This is a genomic window from Streptomyces sp. S07_1.15, from assembly GCF_020739505.1.
Taxonomy (GTDB): domain Bacteria; phylum Actinomycetota; class Actinomycetes; order Streptomycetales; family Streptomycetaceae; genus Streptomyces; species Streptomyces xinghaiensis.
On the sequence record NZ_JAJBZK010000001.1, the window covers coordinates 922,660 to 944,458 of the forward strand.

At 66.6% G+C, this 21,799-nt stretch carries 14 protein-coding genes and 6 pseudogenes; 9 read left to right on the top strand and 11 right to left on the bottom strand.

The window, feature by feature from the left end; all coding sequences use genetic code 11:
- Positions 1-403 precede the first annotated feature (403 nt).
- Complete coding sequence (locus tag LIX60_RS04010; protein ID WP_227957229.1) at positions 404-580, top strand: hypothetical protein; 177 nt, start codon at positions 404-406, stop codon at positions 578-580.
- A gap of 433 nt (positions 581-1,013) precedes the next feature.
- On the opposite strand, the gene LIX60_RS04015 is transcribed toward LIX60_RS04010, so the two are convergent.
- From LIX60_RS04015 to LIX60_RS04030, 3 genes and pseudogenes are all read right to left on the bottom strand, one after another.
- Entirely contained in the window at positions 1,014-1,376 is a 363-nt protein-coding gene (locus LIX60_RS04015; protein ID WP_227957230.1) for a hypothetical protein, read from the bottom strand.
- A complete protein-coding gene (locus LIX60_RS04020) occupies positions 1,373-1,645 on the bottom strand; it encodes a colicin immunity domain-containing protein (RefSeq protein WP_227957231.1) in 273 nt (90 codons plus the stop codon). The genes LIX60_RS04015 and LIX60_RS04020 overlap by 4 nt, the downstream gene beginning before the upstream one ends.
- Positions 1,645-5,037: pseudogene (locus LIX60_RS04030) on the bottom strand (colicin D domain-containing protein); the annotation flags it as partial. The gene LIX60_RS04020 and the pseudogene LIX60_RS04030, both read right to left, overlap by 1 nt.
- 453 nt (positions 5,038-5,490) lie before the next feature.
- Here LIX60_RS04030 and LIX60_RS04035 point away from each other — a divergent pair.
- Together LIX60_RS04035 and LIX60_RS04040 are read left to right on the top strand one after the other, a co-directional pair.
- The gene (locus LIX60_RS04035; protein WP_227957232.1) at positions 5,491-6,426 is read left to right on the top strand and encodes a hypothetical protein; all 936 of its coding nucleotides are present in this window, start codon (positions 5,491-5,493) and stop codon (positions 6,424-6,426) included.
- A 17-nt stretch (positions 6,427-6,443) separates the two neighbouring features.
- Positions 6,444-6,719, top strand: coding sequence for a hypothetical protein (locus LIX60_RS04040; RefSeq protein WP_227957233.1), 276 nt, complete (start codon positions 6,444-6,446; stop codon positions 6,717-6,719).
- A gap of 150 nt (positions 6,720-6,869) precedes the next feature.
- Here the strand turns inward: LIX60_RS04040 and LIX60_RS04045 are convergent.
- Positions 6,870-7,202: pseudogene (locus LIX60_RS04045) on the bottom strand (IS1380 family transposase); the annotation flags it as partial.
- Positions 7,203-7,267: 65 nt separating this feature from the next.
- Between LIX60_RS04045 and LIX60_RS31890 the strand changes: the two are divergent.
- The 6 genes and pseudogenes from LIX60_RS31890 (at position 7,268) to LIX60_RS04070 (ending at position 14,551) form a co-directional block, all read left to right on the top strand.
- Positions 7,268-7,636, top strand: coding sequence for a hypothetical protein (locus LIX60_RS31890; RefSeq protein WP_374117789.1), 369 nt, complete (start codon positions 7,268-7,270; stop codon positions 7,634-7,636).
- Positions 7,626-8,030 (top strand): annotated as a pseudogene (locus LIX60_RS04050) (NUDIX hydrolase); the annotation flags it as partial. The gene LIX60_RS31890 and the pseudogene LIX60_RS04050, both read left to right, overlap by 11 nt.
- Positions 8,031-8,553: 523 nt before the next feature.
- Positions 8,554-9,579, top strand: a pseudogene (gene cas1e, locus LIX60_RS04055) (type I-E CRISPR-associated endonuclease Cas1e).
- A complete protein-coding gene (gene cas2e / locus LIX60_RS04060) occupies positions 9,576-9,854 on the top strand; it encodes a type I-E CRISPR-associated endoribonuclease Cas2e (protein WP_227957234.1) in 279 nt (92 codons plus the stop codon). The pseudogene cas1e and the gene cas2e overlap by 4 nt, the downstream one beginning before the upstream one ends.
- A gap of 1,516 nt (positions 9,855-11,370) precedes the next feature.
- Positions 11,371-11,805 (top strand): annotated as a pseudogene (locus tag LIX60_RS04065) (hypothetical protein).
- A 322-nt stretch (positions 11,806-12,127) separates the two neighbouring features.
- Positions 12,128-14,551 (top strand): SpoIIE family protein phosphatase, encoded by a 2,424-nt coding sequence (locus LIX60_RS04070; protein ID WP_374117790.1) that lies wholly within the window; start codon positions 12,128-12,130, stop codon positions 14,549-14,551.
- Positions 14,552-14,580: 29 nt separating this feature from the next.
- Here the strand turns inward: LIX60_RS04070 and LIX60_RS04075 are convergent.
- The 7 genes and pseudogenes from LIX60_RS04075 to LIX60_RS04105 all read right to left on the bottom strand — a co-directional run.
- A pseudogene (locus LIX60_RS04075) lies at positions 14,581-14,748 on the bottom strand (DDE-type integrase/transposase/recombinase); the annotation flags it as partial.
- 252 nt (positions 14,749-15,000) lie between these two features.
- Positions 15,001-15,813 carry an acetoacetate decarboxylase family protein gene (locus tag LIX60_RS04080; protein WP_227957236.1) on the bottom strand — a complete coding sequence of 271 codons (813 nt, stop codon included), beginning with the start codon at positions 15,811-15,813 and terminating at the stop codon, positions 15,001-15,003.
- A gap of 13 nt (positions 15,814-15,826) precedes the next feature.
- Complete coding sequence (locus tag LIX60_RS04085; RefSeq protein WP_227957237.1) at positions 15,827-17,296, bottom strand: amidase family protein; 1,470 nt, start codon at positions 17,294-17,296, stop codon at positions 15,827-15,829.
- A complete protein-coding gene (locus LIX60_RS04090; protein WP_227957238.1) occupies positions 17,280-17,771 on the bottom strand; it encodes a nuclear transport factor 2 family protein in 492 nt (163 codons plus the stop codon). The genes LIX60_RS04085 and LIX60_RS04090 overlap by 17 nt, the downstream gene beginning before the upstream one ends.
- Positions 17,768-18,799 (bottom strand): ABC transporter permease, encoded by a 1,032-nt coding sequence (locus tag LIX60_RS04095; RefSeq protein ID WP_227957239.1) that lies wholly within the window; start codon positions 18,797-18,799, stop codon positions 17,768-17,770. The genes LIX60_RS04090 and LIX60_RS04095 overlap by 4 nt, the downstream gene beginning before the upstream one ends.
- 28 nt (positions 18,800-18,827) lie before the next feature.
- Entirely contained in the window at positions 18,828-20,342 is a 1,515-nt protein-coding gene (locus tag LIX60_RS04100) for a sugar ABC transporter ATP-binding protein (protein WP_227957240.1), read from the bottom strand.
- Entirely contained in the window at positions 20,339-21,418 is a 1,080-nt protein-coding gene (locus tag LIX60_RS04105; RefSeq protein ID WP_227957241.1) for a substrate-binding domain-containing protein, read from the bottom strand. The genes LIX60_RS04100 and LIX60_RS04105 overlap by 4 nt, the downstream gene beginning before the upstream one ends.
- Between the last annotated feature and the right edge of the window lie 381 nt (positions 21,419-21,799).

The following is a 21,799-nucleotide window of genomic DNA, read 5'->3' on the forward strand; positions in this document are numbered from 1 at the left end:
GACGCCTCGCGCTCATCGCCGGCCACGAAAGGCGACATACAGAATGATCGCGAGTGCGGCGAGGAAAACAGTCACCACGAGCCATTCATAGCCCCTTGGCGCGGAGCCCGGAAGGAGGGCCAGTGAAGACATATCAGCCCTTCCAGTACTGCACCGCGAACAGGAACGCGGCAGCCAGCAACGCAAGAACGGCGAGCGCAGGAACCCGGGGAGCAAGATTCCGAGAACAGTGAATACAGTTGCCAAGGATACGTAGCGCTTGACTGCCGCACGTGTTCAACGACCCAATCGATTCCCGGCACTGGATCTCCCGCGATAAGGACTTCCCTGGGGAATGAACCTTACCGCGACCGCACTCATCTGCCTTCAGCGACTTTTTGGGGAGCTGGTCACGTAGAATGCCATGATCCAGAATATAGCGAGGATAGCCAATCCCACCCACGCGCCATACATGCCCTGGAAGATCATTAGGAAAACGAGGAACAACGCGAACAGAACAGAGGCAACGAGCCACATCCTCAAGAACCTGTTTTTCTCACCAGAGAACCTCTTCATCCTCCACCCCTCTCCAGAGGGCTGAGGGGACTGGCTGAACCATCCCCTCAGCCCTCTCATTGTATTCGGTCTATGTCAGAGCCGCGGTCGTTACCTCACCTGCGTAGAAGCCGACCCCCGCGCACACGGCAGGAGCAGCAGGAGCAGTAACTCCTGCGCTGGTCATCATGGCTCCGCACCCCAGACCCGCGAGTGTGCCGACCCCCCACCCCGCGAGGCTGGCCCAGGCCGCCCGGGTATCGCCTTGGAGCGCGGCGATGCCCGTGTTGAGCAGGTCACTCGATTTCCCCAGTCCCTCGCCCGAGGCGATCCGCCCCAGTGTTTCCACCTTGATCATTCTTCATGCTCCCGAGCTGCGGGGGCCGCCGGTCCGGGTGGCCGGCGGCTGAGGTTGCCGGACCTACGCGGGCCCCGGCCGACAGAGGCCGGCCGGCGCCCACGGTGTCAGGATGCGACGCTCACCGCTCCTGCTCGCACATCCCTTCCTCCAGCTCCTGAATGCCCCGGTCGCCGGAGGCCACGCAGATCCAGCGGGTCGGCTCCTCGGCGTATGCCCAGCTCCGGGGATCGGCGAGCAGATCCTCCAGATCCTGCCCGGTGACCTCCTCGCCGGTGTGGTGCGCCGGCCACTCGTCGGACCGGAACACCTTGATGAACCCGAGCCGGCTCCAGCAGGCGATGAGACGGGTGAAGCGCGGGACGTGCTTCACCCACTCCCGCTCGTCCTCACTGTCGGACCAGTCCGCGAGCAGACTCCAGAGATCCGAGCCCTCGCCGCCATTGACGTAGAGGCAGTACTCGTGGTCTGCCCACTCCTTCACGGCCGGCTGCCCTCGACGTGACGCAGAAACTCCCGGACCGCGTCCAGTAGTTGCTCAGCTGTCGCGTCGCCCGGATCCCGGTCGGCCGCATCCGGGACGTAGTCCTCGACCACGTAGAAGAGTTGGTTCAGGATGCCGAACTCGTCATCCGAGAGCCCATCGGCCTCTTTGAAGAGCGCCAAGAACTCCGCCTCGAACCCTTCGAGTGTGAGCTGCCCGGCGACGGCTCGCCGGGCGATCTCTACAAAGGGGTCCAATGGTCCCGGCATCACAGACTTCCTCGTTCGAGAACGTTCTCCGCCTGTTTCCTGTTGAGCTTCCACCCGCTGATGAACTGCCCATTGCGGTCGGTCATCACATTCAGCCTCTTGGTCGGATCGTAGTAGTGCACGACGTCATCGCCCCGATAAGTTCCTCTGATCTTCATTGTTCCGGTGGCGTCGACGTGGTTGTTCATGGCCTCCTGCCACTGCTTGGCACGGGCGGGCGAGTAGCCTCCTCCGTCGATTCCGAAGTCCTTGGCGTGCTTGTTGTACTTCTTCTTCAGCTGCTTCTCGCCGAAGGAGATGTCCAGACTCCGGGCCCTCTTCGCGGTGTTGGCCAGATCGCCGAGGCGCTCCAGCTGCTTGGGAAGCTTGACGAGGTCACCCCAGAAGGGGATCATCCCGGCCAAACCAACTGAGGCGCCGAACGTGTCGCCTTCGTCGGCGGACCGCTTAGCGTCATAGCCGTCACAGCCGGCTCCGAGGATGGGGAGCCAGCCGCAACCGATGAGCAGGAGCTCCTTGATCAGCTCGGGGTTCCCCTGCTCGCCCATCATGCCCGGGCAGACCGGATAGCCGGAGCCCGAACCGTTGCAGCTATTGCCGGTGTTTACCGAGCTGTCGGTCATGGCTGGCGCGCGGGTCGTGGTGCACCGGTTCATGCCCATCGCGTAGTGGCACGTGGTGGTTCCGGTGCTGCTGACCTGGGCGGTGCCGCTGCGGCCGCCTCCGCCACCGCCTCCGCCACCGCCTCCTCCACCTCGGCCGCCTCCGCCTCCGCCTCCGCCTCCGCCTCCCAGGATGCCGATGGTGAGGATGAGGCCGACCGTGGCGATTATTGCGCCGACGACACTGCCGATGATGGCGCCGATGCCGGCGAACAGGCCGCCCAGGCCACCGCTCTTCTTGAGCCCTGTGGGGTCGCTGAAGGTGATGGGTGAGTTGTCCGCGTAGGCGTATCCGTTCATGGACTGATGGGCGTCCAGGCTGAGCACCGGGTCGACGCTGAGGAACTGCCCGATGCCGGGGTCGTATTCACGAGCGCCCACGTGGGTCAGTCCGGTGTTCTTGTCGGTCGGCTTGCCGAGGAATCCCTTGTCGTCGGGCCACGAGGTCACCGCGGCTCCGCGGCTCTCGCCGAAAGGAGAAGTGAAGCGCTTGGTGACCGCATAGCTGGTGGCGTCGAGTGCGACGCCGGAGGTGCCGTGGTGGTCGGCGGCGAGGAAGCTCAGCTTGCTCCCCGACGTCCCGCTCACTGCCGTACGGCAGGCGATGCTCTGCCCGTTGGCGGAGTAATAGCGCGTACCCGACAGGGTCTTGGCCGTCCCCTTGACCGTCAGGCGTACCTCGGTGGCGCCCAGGTAGAGGACGGTTTCGCCGTCGCCCTTCGCCCGCCGGATCAGCAACTCACCGTCAGCGTCGTAGAGATAGCTGGTCTCAGCGGTGCCGTCGGTCGTCCGGGCCAGCTTGCCTTCGGCGTTCCAATCGAGGGTCTGCTGCCCCTCCGGGCCGGGGCGCTGGGTGGTGTTGCCGGTCTTGTCGTACGCGTAGGTCTGGTTCGTGCTTCCGGTGGTGGTCTTGGTCAGTGGGTGGGGCTGGTTCGTCGGCGTATTGCCGTACGTGTAGTCGGTCGTGGTGTCGCCCGAGGCCTTGTGCTCGGTCTCGGTCTTGCGCTGGCCGGCCTCGTTGTAGGTGTACGAGGTCCAGTACGGAGCGGCGCCGTCGATGTTGGACTGACTGCGGCCGGAAGCCGCGCAGTCCGCGGTCTTCGGTGTCCAGGCCTCGGTCAGACGGCTGTAACCGTCGTAGGAGAAGCACTGGTAGTCGGGCTTGGCCGTGCCGCCCTGTGTGGTGCCGTCGAAGATCGACGTGACGTTTCCGGCGTCGTCCTGTGTGAACTTCAGCTCCTGCGGCATGTAGCCGTGCACGTCGTCGGTGACGTAGGAGCGCACCAGGCGGCGGGTGCCGGCCTCGTAGTCGTAGTTGAGGTAGGCCTTCTTCGCGGAGCTCGCGCCGTCCAGGCCGAGGGTGAGCTGACGCAGGTCACCCTGCGGCGAGAAGGCCGCCCCTTGCAGATAGCCGCTCGTTCCCTTCGAGGTGAGCTGCTGGCCGGTCGCGTTGTAGGTGTACGAAACCGTCTCGGCCGGCAGTCCGCCGACCGCCGGCTGCGAGGCCTGGGAGACAGTGCCGTCGAGGCGGTAGCCGGTCGAGAACGAGAGCGTCTGCGGGACGCCTGCCTTCACCAGCTCGTCGTCCGCCGGGAGCAGCAGCTGGCTGCTCATCACCTCGTACTGCGCCGAGTACTTGGTGACCTTCGCCGTGTACGCCTTGCCGGTCAGGCCGCCGTCATAGCGCGTGGCTGTGTCCTGTTGCCCCTTGGCCAGGCTGTCGAAGGTCCAGGCGGCCAGCTTGTTGGCATCGGTCTTGTCCGTCTTCCACATGCCGGTACGGCGGCCGAGGACGTCGTACCCAGTGAGCAGCTTTCTGCCTTCGGCATTGGTGGAGCTGGTCAGGCGGTCGAGGGAGTCGTATGCGCTCTCGGTGGCACCGGCGTCCGGATCGGTGGCCTTGCCGAGGCGGCCGAACAGGTCGTACTCGTAGGACCACTTGGCCTCGTCCGGCCCGGTGATGGTCTTCTGCTGACCGGCCGGTGTGTACGTGTACCGCGTGCTGGTGAAGCCCGTTCCCGCTGGCTTCGTGCCGCCGTACTCGCGCCGCTCGACCGTCCGGCCCAGCGCGTCGGTCACCACGGCCGTGGCCTGTCCGCCGCTCGGCGCGGTGGTGGCCACCGTGTCTCCGCTGTAGGTGGTCTGCGTGGACCAGCGGACTGTGCCGTGAGTCTTGGTGATCTCCTTGACGGGTCTGCCCGCACCGTCGAATTCGGTGTCGACTTGCTTCGGCGCCTGACCGCCGTCGATCTCCACGGGGGTACCGGAGGGAGTGGCTGTCTCGTCCCAGATGTCGGCCTGCTGCGTGACCGCGAGGCCGCGCGAGTCGTACAGGGTCTGGGCGATCAGCCGGCCGCCGGCCGGCGTGGGCGACTGGGTCTGCCGCGGACGCAGCAGCGAGTCATAGATCTCGTACGACGTGTTGTAGCCGGAGCCGTCGCCCTTGAGCGTGCTCGTGGCCACATACGGCAACGCCGAGTTGGTGACCTTGTACTGGTAGGTGCGGTTCGGTGTTTTGCCCAACGCCTTGGAGCGGTTGGGCAGCCATACCTTGGTGAGCCGGCCGAGGCTGTCGGTTTCGGACTCGGTGATCTTTCCGTTGGGGTCGGTGACCTTCACCGCCGAGCCGGTGCCGATGTCCACCGTGGTGGTGGTCTTGAATTTCTTGGCGTCCTCGGTGGAGGTGGCCGTCAGCGGACCGCTCGCCGCCGGGGTGTAGGTCACCGTGCTGGGCCCCGGCCGGACCGCCGCACTGGTCCCCCTCCGGCGCGGACGCCGCCAGGCAACAGGCGACGCAGCCACTACCGACCGTAGTCCGCGGACGAACCTGCCGACCAGGTCACGAAAAAGCACTGGAGTACCAGATCGGCTGAATCTATCGGTCACTCTCGTTCTTTTCAGCCCCACGCGTCGCCTCGGGAATCGCGCCCCGCGGCGCGCTTACTCAGCTTGCCAGCCCAGCGTTTCTGCAAGCGGCGACGGCCGTCGCATAGCGGGAACTTTTCGTTCGGCGTCCTGAACCGACTCCCACCGTGTCGAAATTGCCCAAGAATGAGCAGTTCGTCGCCGCTTGAAATGGGCCATCGGAATATCCGATTCCTCTGAGGAGTGCCGTATTCCCCCGAGAAGCGTGTTGCGGAAGGGACTCTGTACGCCTTGGATGGGTCGTCACGGGGGATAACCGTGCTAGCCGAAACAACCTATGGGTGTGACGCATTGAAGGTCGGCCGTAAGACAACTACAGCCTTGACATTTCTCCTTGCCACGGCCGTTCTGGGGACTACGGCAGGAACAGCCACTGCCACGGGCGGAGAGAAGCCGGACGCGGCACGTTCTGCGCAGATCGTGGAGTCGGCAACGGGCACGAACGACATCGAGAAAAACCCTCTCTCCGTGACCCAGCCGTCGCGGGCCAACGAGGCACTGCAATACAGAAGCGACGAGGGCGAGAGAATCTCCCTGACCCTTGGCAACGCAGCTTCAGCGCCGGCCCAGAAGGGGGACAACGGAACGACCATCTACCAGGAGGCCCGCACATCGACGGATTTTGCCCTTCAGCCGACGTCCGACGGGAGCGCCCGGGCGCTGGTGGTACTCAAGGACGACTCCGCCCCAAACGAGCAGCACTTCGACATCGGCATGCCGGCAGGGGCAGTACTCGCTGAGGACGAGGACGGCACTGTAGACGTGCTCGTCGAAGCTCCTGAGGGTGCTTACGAGTTGGGCGAGTTCACGGCACCGTGGGCCAAGGACGCCAACGGCAATGCCGTACCGACCTCCTACCGCGTCGAGGGCGACACTGTTGTCCAGACGGTGGAGACCAGTCCGTCCAGCGCCTACCCGATAGTGGCAGACCCCAAGTGGAACTGGGGTATTATCTCCGGAACGGTCTACTTCAACAAGAAGGAAACCGTTAAACTTTCAGGTGGCGCTGCCACGGTGTCTGCACTGCTCGGCATCTGGCTGCCCAGCCCCATCGCGAAGGCTCTCGCCTCATATGCGGCTGTGATCGCCGCGAAGGCGGCGATAGCGTCGGGGAAGGGCAAATGCATCAAGGTGAAGAGCTACGGCACCGTGTCCGAATACGGCAAGCACGCGAAGCCATACCGGTGCAAGTAAAGACTTAGGGAGTACCAGTGACCAAGCCAGGAACGAAGCAATGGGTTCTCGTCTCTTTGGTTGTCGCTGGAGTGGTGGCTGTAGCCTACGGATGGACACGAACCGTCCAGGATGACGGCTGGGAAGCGCTATACGAGCCGTGGACACACCCTGTTTCCGCAGCAATCATGGTGGCTCTCCTGGCGGGGTATGCGACAGCGGCCGTGAAGACAAGGGAGTGGTTAGGAACTCTCCTTCCCGGCCTCATCATCTCCTGGATAGTAGGCATGATCCTCGTCGAATACATCCTGTAGTCAACGAGCGATGCGCTGGCCTCGATTTTTCCTCGACGGTCCGCCGACTCTGTCGGCGGACCGTCTGCTTTCGGTGGCTGGTGGTGGGTATGTCGGGGGGCCTGAGTGTCGTCTCAGGTGGACCGGCGACGAACTCGTGGGAGCGCCGCAGATGAGCGTCCAGCGCACTTGCCAGCATTTCTTGGGTAGCTGGGCGAGGGCCAGGCGGGCGGTGGTGAAGTGGTCGGCGACGGTTCACGAGTCGGCGTTCCTCGGCCGCAAGCAGGACCGCGACGGGTTCGCCATTCCGCCCGGGCCGCTGTCGACGAAACCCATGAGGCGGCGGCCGTAGGTCTTGTTCCAGGTTGGGGCGGCGTGCTGCTTGTCGGAGTGCGCGAGGATCAGCGCACCATCCAGGTCCAGGTGTCCGCCAGCGTCCGGAGCCCGGCCTGCGGCCAACTCCCAGAATCGGTCGCGGTTTTCTGGCCGGGCGTCGCCGATGGCCGTGGTCCTGCTGACGACACCCTTGGCACCGGACAGTTGTCGTCCGCAACGGCAATGGCCTCCTGGTGTGCCGGCGGGGCGACTCCGCTGCTGGAAACACGTGGCAGTTCCCTGCTGGGGTCATCAAGCCGGGAGGTAGAGCGGAGACCACCACCGTGCAGGAGACACCTTGGACGAGATGGGCGCCCACCGCACGGTCGGCAGCGCCTCGGGAACGGGCCCATCCCGTCACGGGGCCTGTTCTGCAAGTATTCCCGTGGGCACCTCGGCGTCGAGGCCACGAACAGCGACGTGATGTGGGTCCCCAGAAAAGCGGTGATCCGCTCCATCCCTCGATACGGTCGCCCCATCCATCCCATCCGTCCTGGCCGTCCTGGCCGTCCTGGCCGTCCTGGCCGTCCTGGCCGTCCTGGAGGAGTAAACGTGACGCATAGGAACACTGACGAACGACCGGGCATCGCTGCTGCCATCGTCGTGAACGAGGGGCGTGTACTGATGGTGCGCCGCCGGGTCAGCGAGGGACAGCTTTCCTGGCAGTTCCCGGCTGGAGAGATCGAGCCCGGCGAGGCCCGCGAGGACGCCGCCGTGCGAGAGACCCAGGAGGAGACAGGGCTGACCGCGGCGGCTGTGAAGCTGCTCGGCGAGCGCATCCACCCGAAGACGGGACGGCTGATGTCGTACACCGCTTGCGAGGTGGTGGGCGGTACCGCTTACGTCGCGGACATCGAGGAGCTCGCCGAACTTTCCTGGGTCGCCCATGGCGAAATCCCGCAGTACGTGCCGTACGGGCTCTTCGAGCCGGTGCAGGACTACCTCAACGAAGCCCTGCACTCCTGCATGGCCTCGGGGAGCAGAGACCATATCCCCCGTCACAGCCCTTTTGACACACCGAAGAAGGCTCGGGCGCGGCGAGCAACTGCCGTCATAACAGGTCCCTGTTCACCTGCTGCGACGTAGTCAGGGTGGATTGATCTCTTCCAGGTGCCCAAGGTCCGGGCCAGACGGAGGGCGAGGCTGCGGTCCTGGTCGGGGCCGTCGGCGTAGCCGCGGCAGATCGCGGGCTCGGTTGTCCCGAGGGTGGCGTGGCAGGGGATGTGTCCCTCGCGCGCTCGGGCTTCGGTAACCATGCGGGTGACCCGGCCCGGTTCGAGATGCATCGGGTTGCCGGGGCGGAAGATGCAGGTATTACACATCCAGGCGCACAGGCGGATGGCCCCGGTGGCCGGGTCGGCCACGTCGGCGTACAGCCCGTCCCTCTCTGGTTCGACACCGTCTTCCGTCAGGTCCGGTTCCGGGGTACCGCCTTGGTGAGGCTGGGTGTTCGGGATCATCGGCGTCCCCCGCAGCCTGCGTGGCCGCAGCCGCCGCAGAAGTCTCCGCTGTTGCACTCGCACGGGCAGGGCCCCGCGACGAGAACGCCGTCGTCATCATCAACAAACGCGAAACCGTCCGCGTCCCGGCCGCCATGATCGCCGTCATGCTGCTGGGACCCGGCACCCGCGTGACCCACGGCGCCGTCCGCCTCCTCGCCGACTCCGGCACTGCCGTGTGCTGGGTCGGCGAACAGGGCGTCCGCATGTATGCCGCAGGACTGGGGCCCAACCGCAGTGCCGGCCTCCTCCACCGCCAGGCTTGGCTGGTCACCCGCCCCAAGGAGCGCCTCAACGTCGCACGCGCCATGTACGGCATGCGCTTCCCCGGCGAAGACGTCTCCAGCGCCACCATGTAGCAGCTCCGCGGCCGCGAAGGGACCCGCTTCCGCAAGCTCTATAGGCAGCACGCCGCCCGCACTGGCATTCCCTGCGACGGCCGCGTCTACAAGGCCGGAGATCCCTTCGCCGCCGGTGACGACCTCAACCGACTGCTCTCCGCCGCCAACTCCGCTCTCTACGGCATCTGCCACGCCGTCGTCGTCGGGCTCGGCGCCAGCCCAGGACTCGGCTTCGTCCACACCGGCGCCGCCATCTCCTTCGTCCTGGACATCGCCGACCTCTACAAGGCGGAGTACACCATTCCGATGGCCTTCGATCTCGCTGCCCAAGGCCTCACCGAAGAACGCGACGCACGCATCGGCCTCCGGGACAAAATCGCCGAGACGAAGCTCCTGGGCCGCATCGTGCGCGATGTCAAAGCGCTCATGTCCCCCGACGGCACCGAATTCGACACTCCGGAGACCAGCGAACTCTGGGACGAACACCTCGGCACGGTAGCCGCCGGCGTCAACTGGGCCGACCGCTCCGCAAGGTCCCGGACACCCATGGAAGCAAACGGCGAACCTGGCCGTGCCTCTCCCCTACCGGCTCACATGGGTGAACAGCACATCGCGGTCATCGGCCCCGAACTCGATCAGTCCCCATCCGCGGATAAACTCAGATGACCGTCATCGTTCTCATTGCAGCCCCCGAAGGACTACGCAGCCATCTCACCCGGTGGATGGTCGAAGTCAATGCCGGCGTATTCGTCGGCAACCCCAGCCGCCGTGTCCGCGACCGCCTGTGGGAACTCCTGGCCAGCCGCATCGGCGACGGCCAAGCCGTCCTCGTCGAACCGTCAGCCAACGAACAGGGCTGGGCGGTCCGCACCGCAGGCCGCGACCGCTGGCGCCCCGTCGACTACGACGGCCTCATCCTCTCCGCACGTAACCGGCGATGATCCCACGCACCAGTCCGGTTAGCACCGGCCGACGCCACCCGCCCTTGAACCCAACTAAAGGAAAACACGCCTCTGCGGAGACATAACCCCAGGTCAATAAGCGTCGGCCCCGCACCCGCGGGGATGTTCCCACCGTCAGCAAATCCCATTCCGCCGGGGCCGCGTCGGCCCCGCACCCGCGGGGATGTTCCGCGGCGGTAGCGGATGTCGCCGTGGCTGTTGCCGTCGGCCCCGCACCCGCGAGGACGTTCCCTTCCGCTTCACGCCTTTTCGAGGGGCACGTGCGGTCGGCCCTCCGCCCGCGGGGATGTTCCCGGTGACCGACCTCGGACTGGACAGTGGCGACAGCGAGGGTCATGTTCCCCGGAGTGGGCCCCCGACCCCTCCCCCGCACCTGTCGGCCCTGCACCCGCGGGGATGTTTTCTCCTGCTCACCGATCAGGCACCGCCGCGAGTAAGTAATGGCCCTGACCCGGATCTCCTCAGGGTCAGGGCCATGAAGGTGGACGAGTCGGCCTGTGCGCCGGGTTCAGAGTGAGACGGCCGCCGTCACCATCAGCGTCTCGCCCCCCGTCAGCGCCGATCCTGCTTCCCATGTTTTGCGGCTCCTGCCGGGGACTCGAACCTGCGGCCAAGCGTCGACGTCTACCGGTTCAGCCGCACAATCACCTGGATCAACAGCCGGCCGCCCACGCCGGGGAACGGCTGGTCGAAGCCAACGAAAGATGAGCCTGACCCGGATATAAGCCAGTTCGGGGCAGCGTCAGCGTACGAGTCGGTCTGTACGCCGGGTACAGAGCGAGACGGCCGCTGTCACCATCAGCGGCCGCAGCCCCACGACGCCAGGAGGTTCACCGCGCAGCGCACCCAAACCAGCTCTGGAAGGCCGGAACGGTGGAGCTTGGTAGCGCGCTGAACTGCCCTGCGCGGCGTGGCGGTTGTGGGAGTGCCCCGTCTGCGGCCAAAACGCCAAGGGGCATTGGCCGTCCCCGGCCCGGGATGTCGTCGCCAGCCCGGCACCATGGCCCGCTCTTGGCCTGCACAGATACCGCAAACGGGGCCTCGGCGAGGAGCACAGTGGTCCCCGTCGTATGGGGAGCGGCGCCGGTGCTCCCAGTCAGGAAGAGGCCGGTGAGCGGACAAGGGGTTCTTTGGCCGGTCGCCGGCCGGATCGGACCGACGCGGGTGGGTGACCGTAGGGGCGAAGGGTTGACGGCGGCGTGCAGTGGCGCGGTACGGCCGGCTACGTCTACCGGATCGGGTGACGGACGAAACGGGCACGGTTGACACGTCTGCGAGGTGGGAGCGCAAGGGCTCCCAGCGGGCTCCCCGTCGCTCCCACCCCGGGAACGGCAAAGGCCGTTCCCGCTACCCGCGGAAACGGCCTACGACCTGCGAAAACGCTGGTCGGGACGACAGGATTTGAACCTGCGACCCCTTGACCCCCAGCACGGCGCCATGGCCCTGCAGCAAAGCCCTGAACAGCCGTAGAGCGCCGTAGGGCTACCCCTGAGAGCTGGCCGCGCTGCTGAACCGACTCCCGCGCGGTGTACTGCGCCGGGCACGGCTGCTGGTGCGCCCGGACACTGTGCTGTCGCTGGCACCGTGACCTGGTCTCGCGCCGCCACGCAGCCCGTTCCCGGCCAAGCGTGCGGGTCGGCCGCGTATGGTGCGCTCGATCCGCGTTCTCGTGCTGCGTCTGGCGCGGGAGAATCCCGGCTGGGGCTACCGGCGCGTCCACGGCGAGCTGCTGGTTGTGGGCGTGCAGGTCGCCGCCTCCACGGTGTGGGAGATCCTGAAGGAGGCGGGGTTCGAGGTCGTACTCAGCGGGGTCCGGATGCCGCGGATGAACGCGCTCATGGAACGGTGGGTGCAGACGTGCCGACGCGAACTGCTGGACCCACCGGCCCCACCAAGGCATCGCAGAGAACTTCCACCAGGACAAAGATAGACGCGACTGTGGACTCGTCGACCTCTTCCGCCGCAACGCCCACTCCGCGGCGGCAATCTACGACCAAAGCCTATCTCGGACCCGGGCCAGACGCATACCGGCTGACACCGGCACACAACGACATACGATTCGCGGCAGCTCTGAACTGGGCGCTGACCAGGGACTTGGCACATGATGGAGGCGGAGGAAGAACCGGCGGGTGTGGTCAGGAGCCGCAGCCGGATGCCCCGGAGACCCCCGAGATGATGGAGGCAAGGCGGCGATGACGGTCCCGAAGGAGCCCATGCCCGGCGGGTCTGGGCGAATGTTCAACGTGGCGCAGATGGCCCTCGCGGTCCTGGACGGACAGGGAGTGGTCACCAGCTGGACCGTCGCAGCGGAAGGCCTGGTCGGCTACCGGGATGACGAAATCTTGAACCGGCCCGCCGCGGCGTTGTTGGACCGGCCCGAGGAACGGGCGGCCGCCGCCTCCGTAGCAGAGCAGTGCCGCGCGCAGGACGGCTGGGACGGCGTCGTTCCCGTGCGGCACCGCGACGGACGGACTCTGACGCTGAGGGTGCGGGTCTTTCCCTTGGTTGATCCGGCCGGGAGCGGCCGGTGGGCAGTGCTGGCCTGGAATGAGCGGCAGACGCCGGGCCCGGGGCTGGACCAGAAGATGCTCGAGGCGCTACTCGCGCACTCGCCGATCGCCGTGGCGGTACTGGATACGGACCTGCGCCACGTCTGGGTCAACGACATGCTGACGTACGGTGGTGAGTGGCCCCGCGAACGACGGCTGGGCCGGCGACTGACGGAGATGATACCGAGCGAGGAATCCAAACGAACCGAGGCGCAGTATCGGCGGGTGCTGGAGACCGGGGTTGCGTTGCTCAACCGCGAAAGCCTCATGCCCAATCCGACGGACCCGACCCGGCGGCGCGCGTGGTGGGAAAACATCCTCCCGCTCCAGGACTCGGCCGGCCGGGTGCTGGGCGTGTGGTTCATGGCCCTGGACGTCACCGAGCAATGGCGGGCCCGGGAACGCCTGGCTCTGCTGGCCGAAGCCAGCGAGCGCGTCGGCAGCACACTCGACGTCGAACGGACCGCGCAGGAACTCGCCGATGTCGCGGTGCCGCGCTTCGCCGATGTTGTCGCCGTCGATCTGCTGGAGCCCGTCCTGCGCGGTGAGGAACCTCCTCCCGGGCCGGCCGGCAGCAGTGACGCCCTGCGCCGCGCCGGGCAGCAGTCGGTCCACAGGAGGGGGCCCGAGACGATCGGGGAGGTCGGCGACCTGCTCCGCCTCCTGCCTACCGCGCCCAAGGAACGCTGCCTGGGCGACGGCTTGGCCGTGGTGGAATCACTCGCGGACCCCTCCGCCAGCGCCTGGCTCGCCGAGGACCCGGCGCGGGCGGCCGAGCTCCGCGCATCCGGGATCCACTCGTTTCTGGTCGCGCCGGTGCGCGCGCGGGGGGTCTGCCTGGGCGTGGCGACCTTCGCGCGGTCCGAGTGCCCGGATGCGTTCGACCGGGGCGACGCGAGCCTGGCCGAGGAACTCCTGGCCCAGGCCGGAGTGTCCCTGGACAACGCCCGCCGCTTCACCCGGGAGCACCGGGCGGCCCTGGTGCTGCAGCACAGCCTGCTTCCGCACAGCCTGGCCGATGGGACCGTTCTGGAGGTGGCCTCGCGCTACCTGCCGGCCCACGCCCCGCACGCGGTGGGCGGTGACTGGTTCGACGTGATCCCTCTCTCCGGCGCCCGGGTCGCTCTGGTCGTGGGAGACGTGGTCGGGCACGGGATGCACGCCGCCGTCACCATGGGCCGCCTGCGCACGGCCGTGCGCACGCTGGCCGATCTGGACCTGCCCCCCGATGAGCTGCTGGCCCACCTGGACGATCTCGTCATCAGCCTGGTGGAGCAGGAGGAAGGCCACGAGGCAACCGCGGACAGACCGCCGGACATCGCCGCCTCGGCCCTGGGGACCACCTGCCTGTACGCGGCCTACGATCCGGTCACCCGACGGTGCACGCTGGCCCGCGCCGGTCACCCCCCGCCCGCGCTCGTCGGGACCGACGGCACGGTCACCTTCCCCGACCTGCCAGCCGGACCTCCGCTGGGCCTGGGGTTTTTGCCCTTCGAGGCCGCTGAGCTGGAGCTACCCGACGGCGCTCTGCTCGCCCTCTACACCGACGGCCTCCTCGGGGTCCATGCGGACGTTGACGTCGGGCTGACCAGGCTCACCGAAGCCCTCTCCCGCCCCGCCGCGCATCTGGAGGCCGTCTGCGAGAACGTGGTCGGCTCCCTGCCAACTGGTCCACCCTCCGACGACGCCGCCCTGCTCCTGGCCCGCACCCACGGCCTGGACGCGGACCAGGTCGCCACCTGGCCACTGACCTCGGACCCGGCCATCGTCGCCGAAGCCCGCGACCTCGCCTCCCGCCAACTCACCGACTGGGACCTGGAAGAGCTGCAGTTGACCACGGAACTGATCGTCAGCGAATTGGTCACCAACGCCATCCGCCACGGCAGCGAGCCCGTCCACCTGCGGCTGATCAGGCAGAATGTGCTGATCTGCGAGGTCTCCGACGGCAGCAGCACCTCACCCCGCCTGCGGCACGCCCGCACCACCGACGAGGGCGGCCGCGGGCTGTTCCTCATTGCGCAGTTCGCCCGGCGCTGGGGCACCCGATACACCACCACTGGAAAGATCATCTGGGCCGAGCAGGGCATTCCAGTCCTCGCAACGAGCCCAGTTTCCCAACGCGCGTAGTTCCTGTCTGCCGAGTGGGTACGAGTAGATCACCGCGAGGCTTGCGAATGCGTGCGCTGTACTGTGCGCGTGTGGTCGGCGATCGACCGGCCCACCAGGCGGCGCGAGAAGCAGTCGATCACCGTCGCCCGATACCGGAACTCACCATCCCCCGCAGGCAAGTACGTGATGTCCCCGACATACTTGGTGTTCGGCGCGCACCACCGCCAGGTCCCGGGGCAAGGCCTCGTTCTCGGCCTGATGCTCCTCGGCCCGTCGGCGGGGAATCAACCGTGTTCTTCTCCGTGCTCGTGCTCGCCGTGCTGCCCCCGCTCTTCCAGGAGTCGAGGTCGCCTCCGCGGCCTTCACCCATGAGCTGGGCGAGGGCGGTAACGAGCCAGGACGGGGCCGCCATCTCCGGGCGTCATGCGAGGAGTTCGCGCATACAACCCGCCTGGTGCCAGTGACGGTCACCAAGTCGGCAGTCCGAAAGTACGGAAGTCGGCGACGTGTTCGCGGTATCGCCCGTACCCGATGACGAGGGTGCTCTCGCCGTAGGTGGCAGTTGCCTCGCCGTTCTGCACGAGGATGTACAGGGGGTCGGCGCGGTCAACCGCCCACTCGACGCGGGCTACCCCGCGACGCACGTACTGCGAGTCGTTGAACGACCACGGGATCTGAACGAGGCGGCTGATGTCGAAGCCCTCGCCCTCGGCGCTCGGGATCAGCTTCAACGTCAGGTGGTTGTCGAACCAGCCCGGAGCGGGGCGCGAGGCGACAGCAGCGGGGGCGAGGGTCACCGTGGAAGTGAGAAGCTGCACGCCGCGCCCAGTCGTGAACCCCGCTTCCAGCGTTCGGTCATCCTCAACAAGGCGCACCTCACGCGCCTGTTTCTTCGGCAGCCCGAACAGTTCGCGACCGAGGATGCCGTGGTTCAGCCCCTCGACGAAGGTGACGACCGCGTAAGCGGAATCAACACCGGAGTGAGTGCACCGAACCGAGACTCCGCCCTGCGTGTAGGCGGGGCGGTTCTCGATGACCCCGCCTGGTCCCGTGAACTCCGCCCCCATGAACTCTGCGACCCAGATCGCAGCCTCCAGTTCGTTACCGGGCTCGATTTGCTCGGGTAGGAGTGCTCTGAGCACCCGGGCATCGGTGGGGTACGTGATGGTCAGCCACCGCACTCTCACCCGCTCCGTGCCTGCGACGAAAAGCGGTGCGTAAGCAGGCATCGCAGTGGCGCGTGGAGCCGACGGCAGGGACGCAGGGATCGGTTCGGTCATCTCATATCTCCCCTCAGCGTTCGAAGTGACAGCCGGCCTGCTGGTCGGCAATGGCGAGCCGCTGTGCGAACCGGAGCAGTTCCTCGTCGGCGTTGTGCCGGCCGACGAGCATCGCCCCGACCGGCAATCCTGTGGAAACAGCGACCGGCACCGACAAAGCCGGATGGCCGGTGACATTGAAGGGACCGGTGTTGCCGAGCACCCCCCAGCCGCGGGTCGTGCGCTCGATATCGCTCAGACCCTCACCAACCGGGAGCGCTTCACATGGTGCCGTCGGGAGCACGAGGAAATCCGCCCCCTCCAACGCCGCGTCAACGGCCGCGATCAACCTCGTACGCGCGGCCAAGCCGCGGCCATACGCACGACCAGGCTCTCTGCGCTGAAGTTCCTCCGCTGCGGCGAGCGCGAATCTGAACGAGGGCGACAGGTGGTGGATGTGATCGGCTACTCCCCGGCTCAAATGCTGCTGAAGTTCCTCCCAGTAGAAGGCGGGGCCGGTCCAAGGAGCAGACGTCCCGCGCAGCGTGGCCAACGCGCCCTCGATGAACAGAGCAGCGGGCACGGGCCCGTGATCGGCCGGGTCGAAGCTGGTCGGCTCGACGATGACGCCGCCGTCCGACCATGTCCGGAGCGCCCGCTCCAACAGCGCCCGCGTTCGGTCTTCGGCGTGCAGCAACGAAGCGGTCACCACACGTACCGTCACGGGTCCGGATGCGGCCGGAAGCGGACGGCCCCATGGGGCCTGACGCCCGTCGAGTCCATCGGGACCGCCGAGAACCGCCAGGACACGCCCCATCAGCTCGGGGGACCGGGCGAGGATCCCGATGTGGTCCAGCCGGGCTTCCATGCCTACGACACCCGTGTAGGGGATTCGCCCGAAAGTGGGCTTCAGTCCATAGACCCCGGTCCAGGCCGCCGGCAATCGCACGGATCCGCCCTGGTCGGTGCCGATCGCGACATCGATCCCGTCGAGAAAGAGGGAAGCCGCCGCACCTCCTGACGACCCTCCGGCCAGGACCGCAGGATCGTGGGGATTCCTCACAGGTCCGTAGTAGCTGGTGTCGCCGGCGCCTGAAAACGCGAGGTCGTCCATATTGGTGACCGCCCGGATGCTCGCGCCGGCCTCGAGAAGTCTGCGTGTGACGGTGGCGTCCCCTGAGGGAACGAACCCCTGAAGCGCGGCAGAGCCTGCCGTCAGCGGGAGACCGCCAATGGCTACGGAGTCCTTCAAGGACACCCCGATGCCCGCGAGCGCACCCGAATCGGCATCGGCACTCACGTCCACCCAGCGAACGACGGCGTTGTACGGATCTTTCTGTGGAGCAGCCTCCGCGCGAACACGCGTGACCGTCCGGGGAAGCAGGGGAGCCGGAGGCAGCGCTGCCGCCGCCTCGCAGAGCTCTTCGACAAACGCGCCGTCGCCGTCTCTGCTGTGCCGCTCGGCACAGGGCAGCGATGGCTCCCGGCTATCTCGGCTCATCATGCACGAACCCTTCGCTCCCGAAGGCCCAGCCCGCCTTCAGGGTCCCGACGTAGGAGAACTGGACGCGGACCGCTGAGAACCGCCACCGGCCGTTCTCGACCCGAAGCACGTCTACGTACTTGCCGACAGCGACGACGGAATCCGGCCCTCGGGAGGCCAACTGAAGGAGATCCCATCGCCCTTCTGCGGTGGCCAGCATCGCGTCAAGCTGGACCCGCTCGTTACTGAGCAGGTGAACTGCCCACGGAAACACATTGTCCCCGATACTGGTCATGAACTTGGCGATCTCCCCCCGCCCCCGCACCGCCGGATAGGTGTTGCTCTCCCACACACCGTCCTCGGTGAACAGGTTGGCGATCGCCGCGCCTTCGTAGCCGGTGTCGCAGAGGTCCGCGTACGCCGCTTTCAGCTCGTGTATCTCATCGCGCGCCTCGAGCCGTGCAAGGCGACGTTCCAGGTTCGCTGAGCTGTTCATCGGCGTGCTTCAACCAGTGCGCTGAAACGGCCTGAGGTGAACGCGACGGCGCCGAGCAGGACTGTGCCTTTCAAGAGCGACTCGATGTAGAACGGCAGCCCGAACTGCTGCAGGCCCGCAACCAGCGCCGCGAGAACGAGGACAGCGGCTACGGTTCCGATGACGTTGTAGCGACCGATCGTGTAAATGGCGGCCCCGAGGAAGACGGCCGCGAACGCGGGCAGGAGAAATCCAGCTCCCACTTGCGGGTTGCCAGATCCCAGGATCGCCGCCTCGACCACCCCTGCGAATCCCGCGACGGTGCCCGACGCGATGAACGAACCCACCGTGAGCCGCTGCGTCGGCAAGCCGGCGAGCCGAGCGGCGTCCTGGCTGTCGCCCATGGCGTACAGGTACCGGCCTGTCGGCGTCTTCTCCAGCACCCACCAGATCACGACGCAGAGCAGTGCGGCCAAGATGACCGGGAGCGGGAGGCCGAAGACGCGGTCACCGAGCGCGCGGAAGGAGGCGGGGACGTTGGAGGCGAAGATGGAACCGTCCGTCCACCACAGCGCGATCCCCAGGGCGATGCTTCCCGTGGCGAGGGTCGCGACCATCGAGTTGATCCGCAGCCATGCCACGCTGAATCCGTTGAGCGCCCCCACAGCGGTGCCGGTGAGCACGCCGGCCAGGCACGCGAGCCAGGTCGGCGCTTCGAAGAACTGGAACGCTCCGACCGACACGATCATCGAGAGGGTGAGAACGCTCGCGACCGAGAGGTCGAAGTAGCCCGCGACGAGCGGGATGAGCATACCGACGGCGAGCATCAGGCCCACCGCCTCGTTGCTCATGATGGCGGTGCCGTTCGCGATCGTCGGATACGTCCGCGGCAGGAGAATGCTGAACAGTGTGACGATGACGGCCAACGCGTAGAAGCCGTACCAGCGAGGATCCGCGAATCGTGCGAGCACGCCGCGGTGCGGTGCCGGCGCCGTGCCCCTGCCGGCCGACGGTGTAGCCGTCGAGGTCTTGTTGTCTGTGACAGTCATGGCCTTGGGAGTCCTTCTGAGTTTCGCTTCACTCGTCCGTTGCGGCGAGGTGGAGCAGCTGGTCTTCTTTGATTGCGGCCGGGTCGACTTCCCGCCGCACCCGGCCTCTGCGCATCACGAGGATCCGGTCGCTCAGTTCGAGCAGTTCACCGAAATCCGACGAGACGACGATCACGCTCAGCCCCTCTTCCGCCAGATGCTTGATCGCGGTGTGGATCTGCACGCGGGCATGGACATCAACGCCTTGGGTCGGCTCGTCCAAGAGCAGGAGCGCGGGTGAGATCCGCGCCCATCGCCCGATGATCGACTTCTGCTGGTTGCCACCGCTGAACAGCCGGAACGGCTTGTCGGGGTCACAGGGTCGGACATCGAACTCTTCCATCGTCCTGAGAGCCGACTCGCGTTCTCCCCGCTGGGGAATCCAGTAGGGGCTCGCGTACTGCCTGACCGACGCGACAGTGACGTTGTCCGCCATCGACATCTGCGGGAACGAGCCGTGCCTCCGCCGGTCTTCAGGAATGAATCCGACCCCGGCGCGGCGCGCGGCGCGCGGGTTGCCCGGCTTCAACGGCCTGCCGTTCAGCTCAACGGTGCCGTCTCGGGTCTGAGCGCCGTAGAGGAGGCTCAGAAGGGTGCTCCGGCCCGAGCCGAGCAGACCCGCGATGCCAAGGATCTCGCCGGTACCGACATCGAGCGACACTCGGTCGACCCGCCCCCCGGACACCTCTCTGGCGCGGAGAGCGGTACTCGACGACGGTGGTCTCCGCCGCGCTGCCGTGGACTGCTCTGCGACACCCTCTTCCCCCACCATGAGCGAGGCAAGTTGTGGTTTGTCCAAGCGCGAACTGTCCGTTGTGGTGATCAGCTTCCCGTCGCGGAGCACGCTCACGCGATCCGCGAGATCGAGAATCATGTCGAGGTCATGCGTGATGAACAGGACCGTCACGCCTTCGGCGGCGACACGGCGCACCATGTCGGAGACGAGTGCGACCTCGTGCTTGGGAAGGGACGCGGTCGGCTCGTCGAGGACGAGCAGGCGGACGCCCCGGTCACTCCACTGGTACTGCACCGCGCGGGCGATCGCCACCATCGTTCGTTGCGCCTGAGACAGACCGCCCATCTGCGCGCGCGGACTGATGTCGTCGACACCAAGCCGGGCAAGAACCTCTGCGGCCCAGGCTCTCTCTCGCTTGACGTCCACTCTGCCGTGTGAACTCCGGGTGTACCCCGCGCCGACGGCGATGTTGTCCGTCACGGTGAGATGTGCGAAGGAGACCGGGTCTTGATGCAAGAACTGCAGCCCCAGCTCACTCGCCTTCGACGGCGTCAATTCTCCCGCGCCGGCGCCGTCGACCAGCACAGCGCCCGCGTCCAGGGAGTGCACACCCGCGAGGACCTTGACGAACGTCGACTTCCCGGATCCGTTGAGGCCCGCCAGCGCATGGATCTCACCGCGGGTGAACGAGATGCTGACGTCGTTCAATGCACGCTGAGCACCGAAGATCTTGACAGCGTTCCGGACTTCGATAGAGGACTCGGTCATGTCCGATCAACACCCCAGAGCTTCAGGTACGCCGACTTGAAGTCGACATCGCCGTCCCAGAGCCCTTCGATGCCCTGCTCGGTCGCGACTGCGTGATCGATGAGCTTGACAGCAAGGGCGTCGGCAGCGGGCTCGGGGGACTCGCCGGCGAAGATGCGGTTGAGCGCGTCGACGTTCGACCATCCAATCCAGTCGAGAGCTACCGCGGTCGTCGCGGTCTGTCCGTCCTGATGACGGATCGATGCGATGCTCGTCGAGGTCCCTTCGGATCCGAGCACGATCTTGTCCTCGGCACCGATGGCGCGAAGGCCCTGAAGAACCGCAGGAACGGCGTAGTCGTAGTCGATGTAGACCGTGTTGAAGTCGGGGTGCCGCTGCGCCATCTGCTGAACCATGCGCGGCACCGCTGTGGCAAGGTCCGCGAAGGTGAAGCTCTGGCTCTCGAGAATTTCGCAGGTCTCGCACTCTTCAAGGCGACCCGTGAAGGCGTCGAATCTCGCCCCGAGTACCTCGAAGCCCGTATCGTGGAGCACGAGCGCTTTGACATCGCCGTCGGTCTCCGCGATTGCATAGTCCGCCAGCAGCGAACCGGTCTCCTCCCAGACCGTGCGACTCGGGATGCCAGAGAAATCCGGCAGATCGGACTGAACGGCCGACGACGCGATGACGGTGACGCCGTCCTCCCGAGCCTGCTCGAGCGAACCCCGGATCGTGCTCGGATTGATCGCAAAGGTGATGATCGCATCCGGATGGAGCGTGAGCGCTTGACGCACTGCCGCGTTCTGGCTGTCAGCCGTGTCCTTGCCGTCGATCAGCTTCACTTTCCAGCCGATTGCCTCCGCTGCTTGCCGCGCCGCATAGGCCGGCTGAGCGCAGCCCTCGGACGCGACCGAGCAGGGTACGAGCACGACGGATTTGTCCGGCTGCGCCATCGGGCCGCTATCAGGCACCTTGGCCGCGATCGGTGCCTTGGCGGCCTTCATGCGTTCACGCGCCGCCTCAGCAGCCGCCGGGCCCGCGGTGCCGCCTCCTGCCGCGTCCCCTTGGGAGGACTGGCAACCCGCCAGGATGATCATAAAACTCAGCGCAGCTCCCGCAGCACCGAGAATTCGATTCCGAGTTCTCATTCCTGCTTCCTCAGTGAGATCTTGCGCTCCGTCGCTGGAGCTACGTCTTTCACGCCTTCTCGTGGTGATTTCGGCAAGTGGCTGATTCTCCGCAGGACGCCTGTCCTCAACATCCAGAGGTTCCTCGGAGCCGTGTCACCGCCTGTTCTCCGTTCCGGATCCGCTCCCGGGGCCGCCTGGATCCTGAGATCCGAGAACGGTGCGGTCCGTCTGCCGGTCGACCTGAGGCCTGTGTGACGGTCGCGACCGCTTAGTCGACGTCGATGTGGAAACCATGTTGAAGACGGGTTCCGGCGGTCCGTCGGCTGAACCGGACGGGACATCGCCGTG

Coding starts and splice junctions, on each gene's coding strand:
- LIX60_RS04090 (WP_227957238.1), bottom strand. CDS start 17,771: ATGAACAGCTCAGCGAACCTGGAACGTCGCCTTGCACGGCTCGAGGCG.
- LIX60_RS04085 (WP_227957237.1), bottom strand. CDS start 17,296: ATGATGAGCCGAGATAGCCGGGAGCCATCGCTGCCCTGTGCCGAGCGG.
- LIX60_RS04070 (WP_374117790.1), top strand. CDS start 12,128: ATGGCCCTCGCGGTCCTGGACGGACAGGGAGTGGTCACCAGCTGGACC.
- LIX60_RS04100 (WP_227957240.1), bottom strand. CDS start 20,342: ATGACCGAGTCCTCTATCGAAGTCCGGAACGCTGTCAAGATCTTCGGT.
- cas2e (WP_227957234.1), top strand. CDS start 9,576: ATGACCGTCATCGTTCTCATTGCAGCCCCCGAAGGACTACGCAGCCAT.
- LIX60_RS04105 (WP_227957241.1), bottom strand. CDS start 21,418: ATGATCATCCTGGCGGGTTGCCAGTCCTCCCAAGGGGACGCGGCAGGA.
- LIX60_RS04080 (WP_227957236.1), bottom strand. CDS start 15,813: ATGACCGAACCGATCCCTGCGTCCCTGCCGTCGGCTCCACGCGCCACT.
- LIX60_RS04095 (WP_227957239.1), bottom strand. CDS start 18,799: ATGACTGTCACAGACAACAAGACCTCGACGGCTACACCGTCGGCCGGC.
- LIX60_RS04010 (WP_227957229.1), top strand. CDS start 404: ATGATCCAGAATATAGCGAGGATAGCCAATCCCACCCACGCGCCATAC.
- LIX60_RS04020 (WP_227957231.1), bottom strand. CDS start 1,645: ATGCCGGGACCATTGGACCCCTTTGTAGAGATCGCCCGGCGAGCCGTC.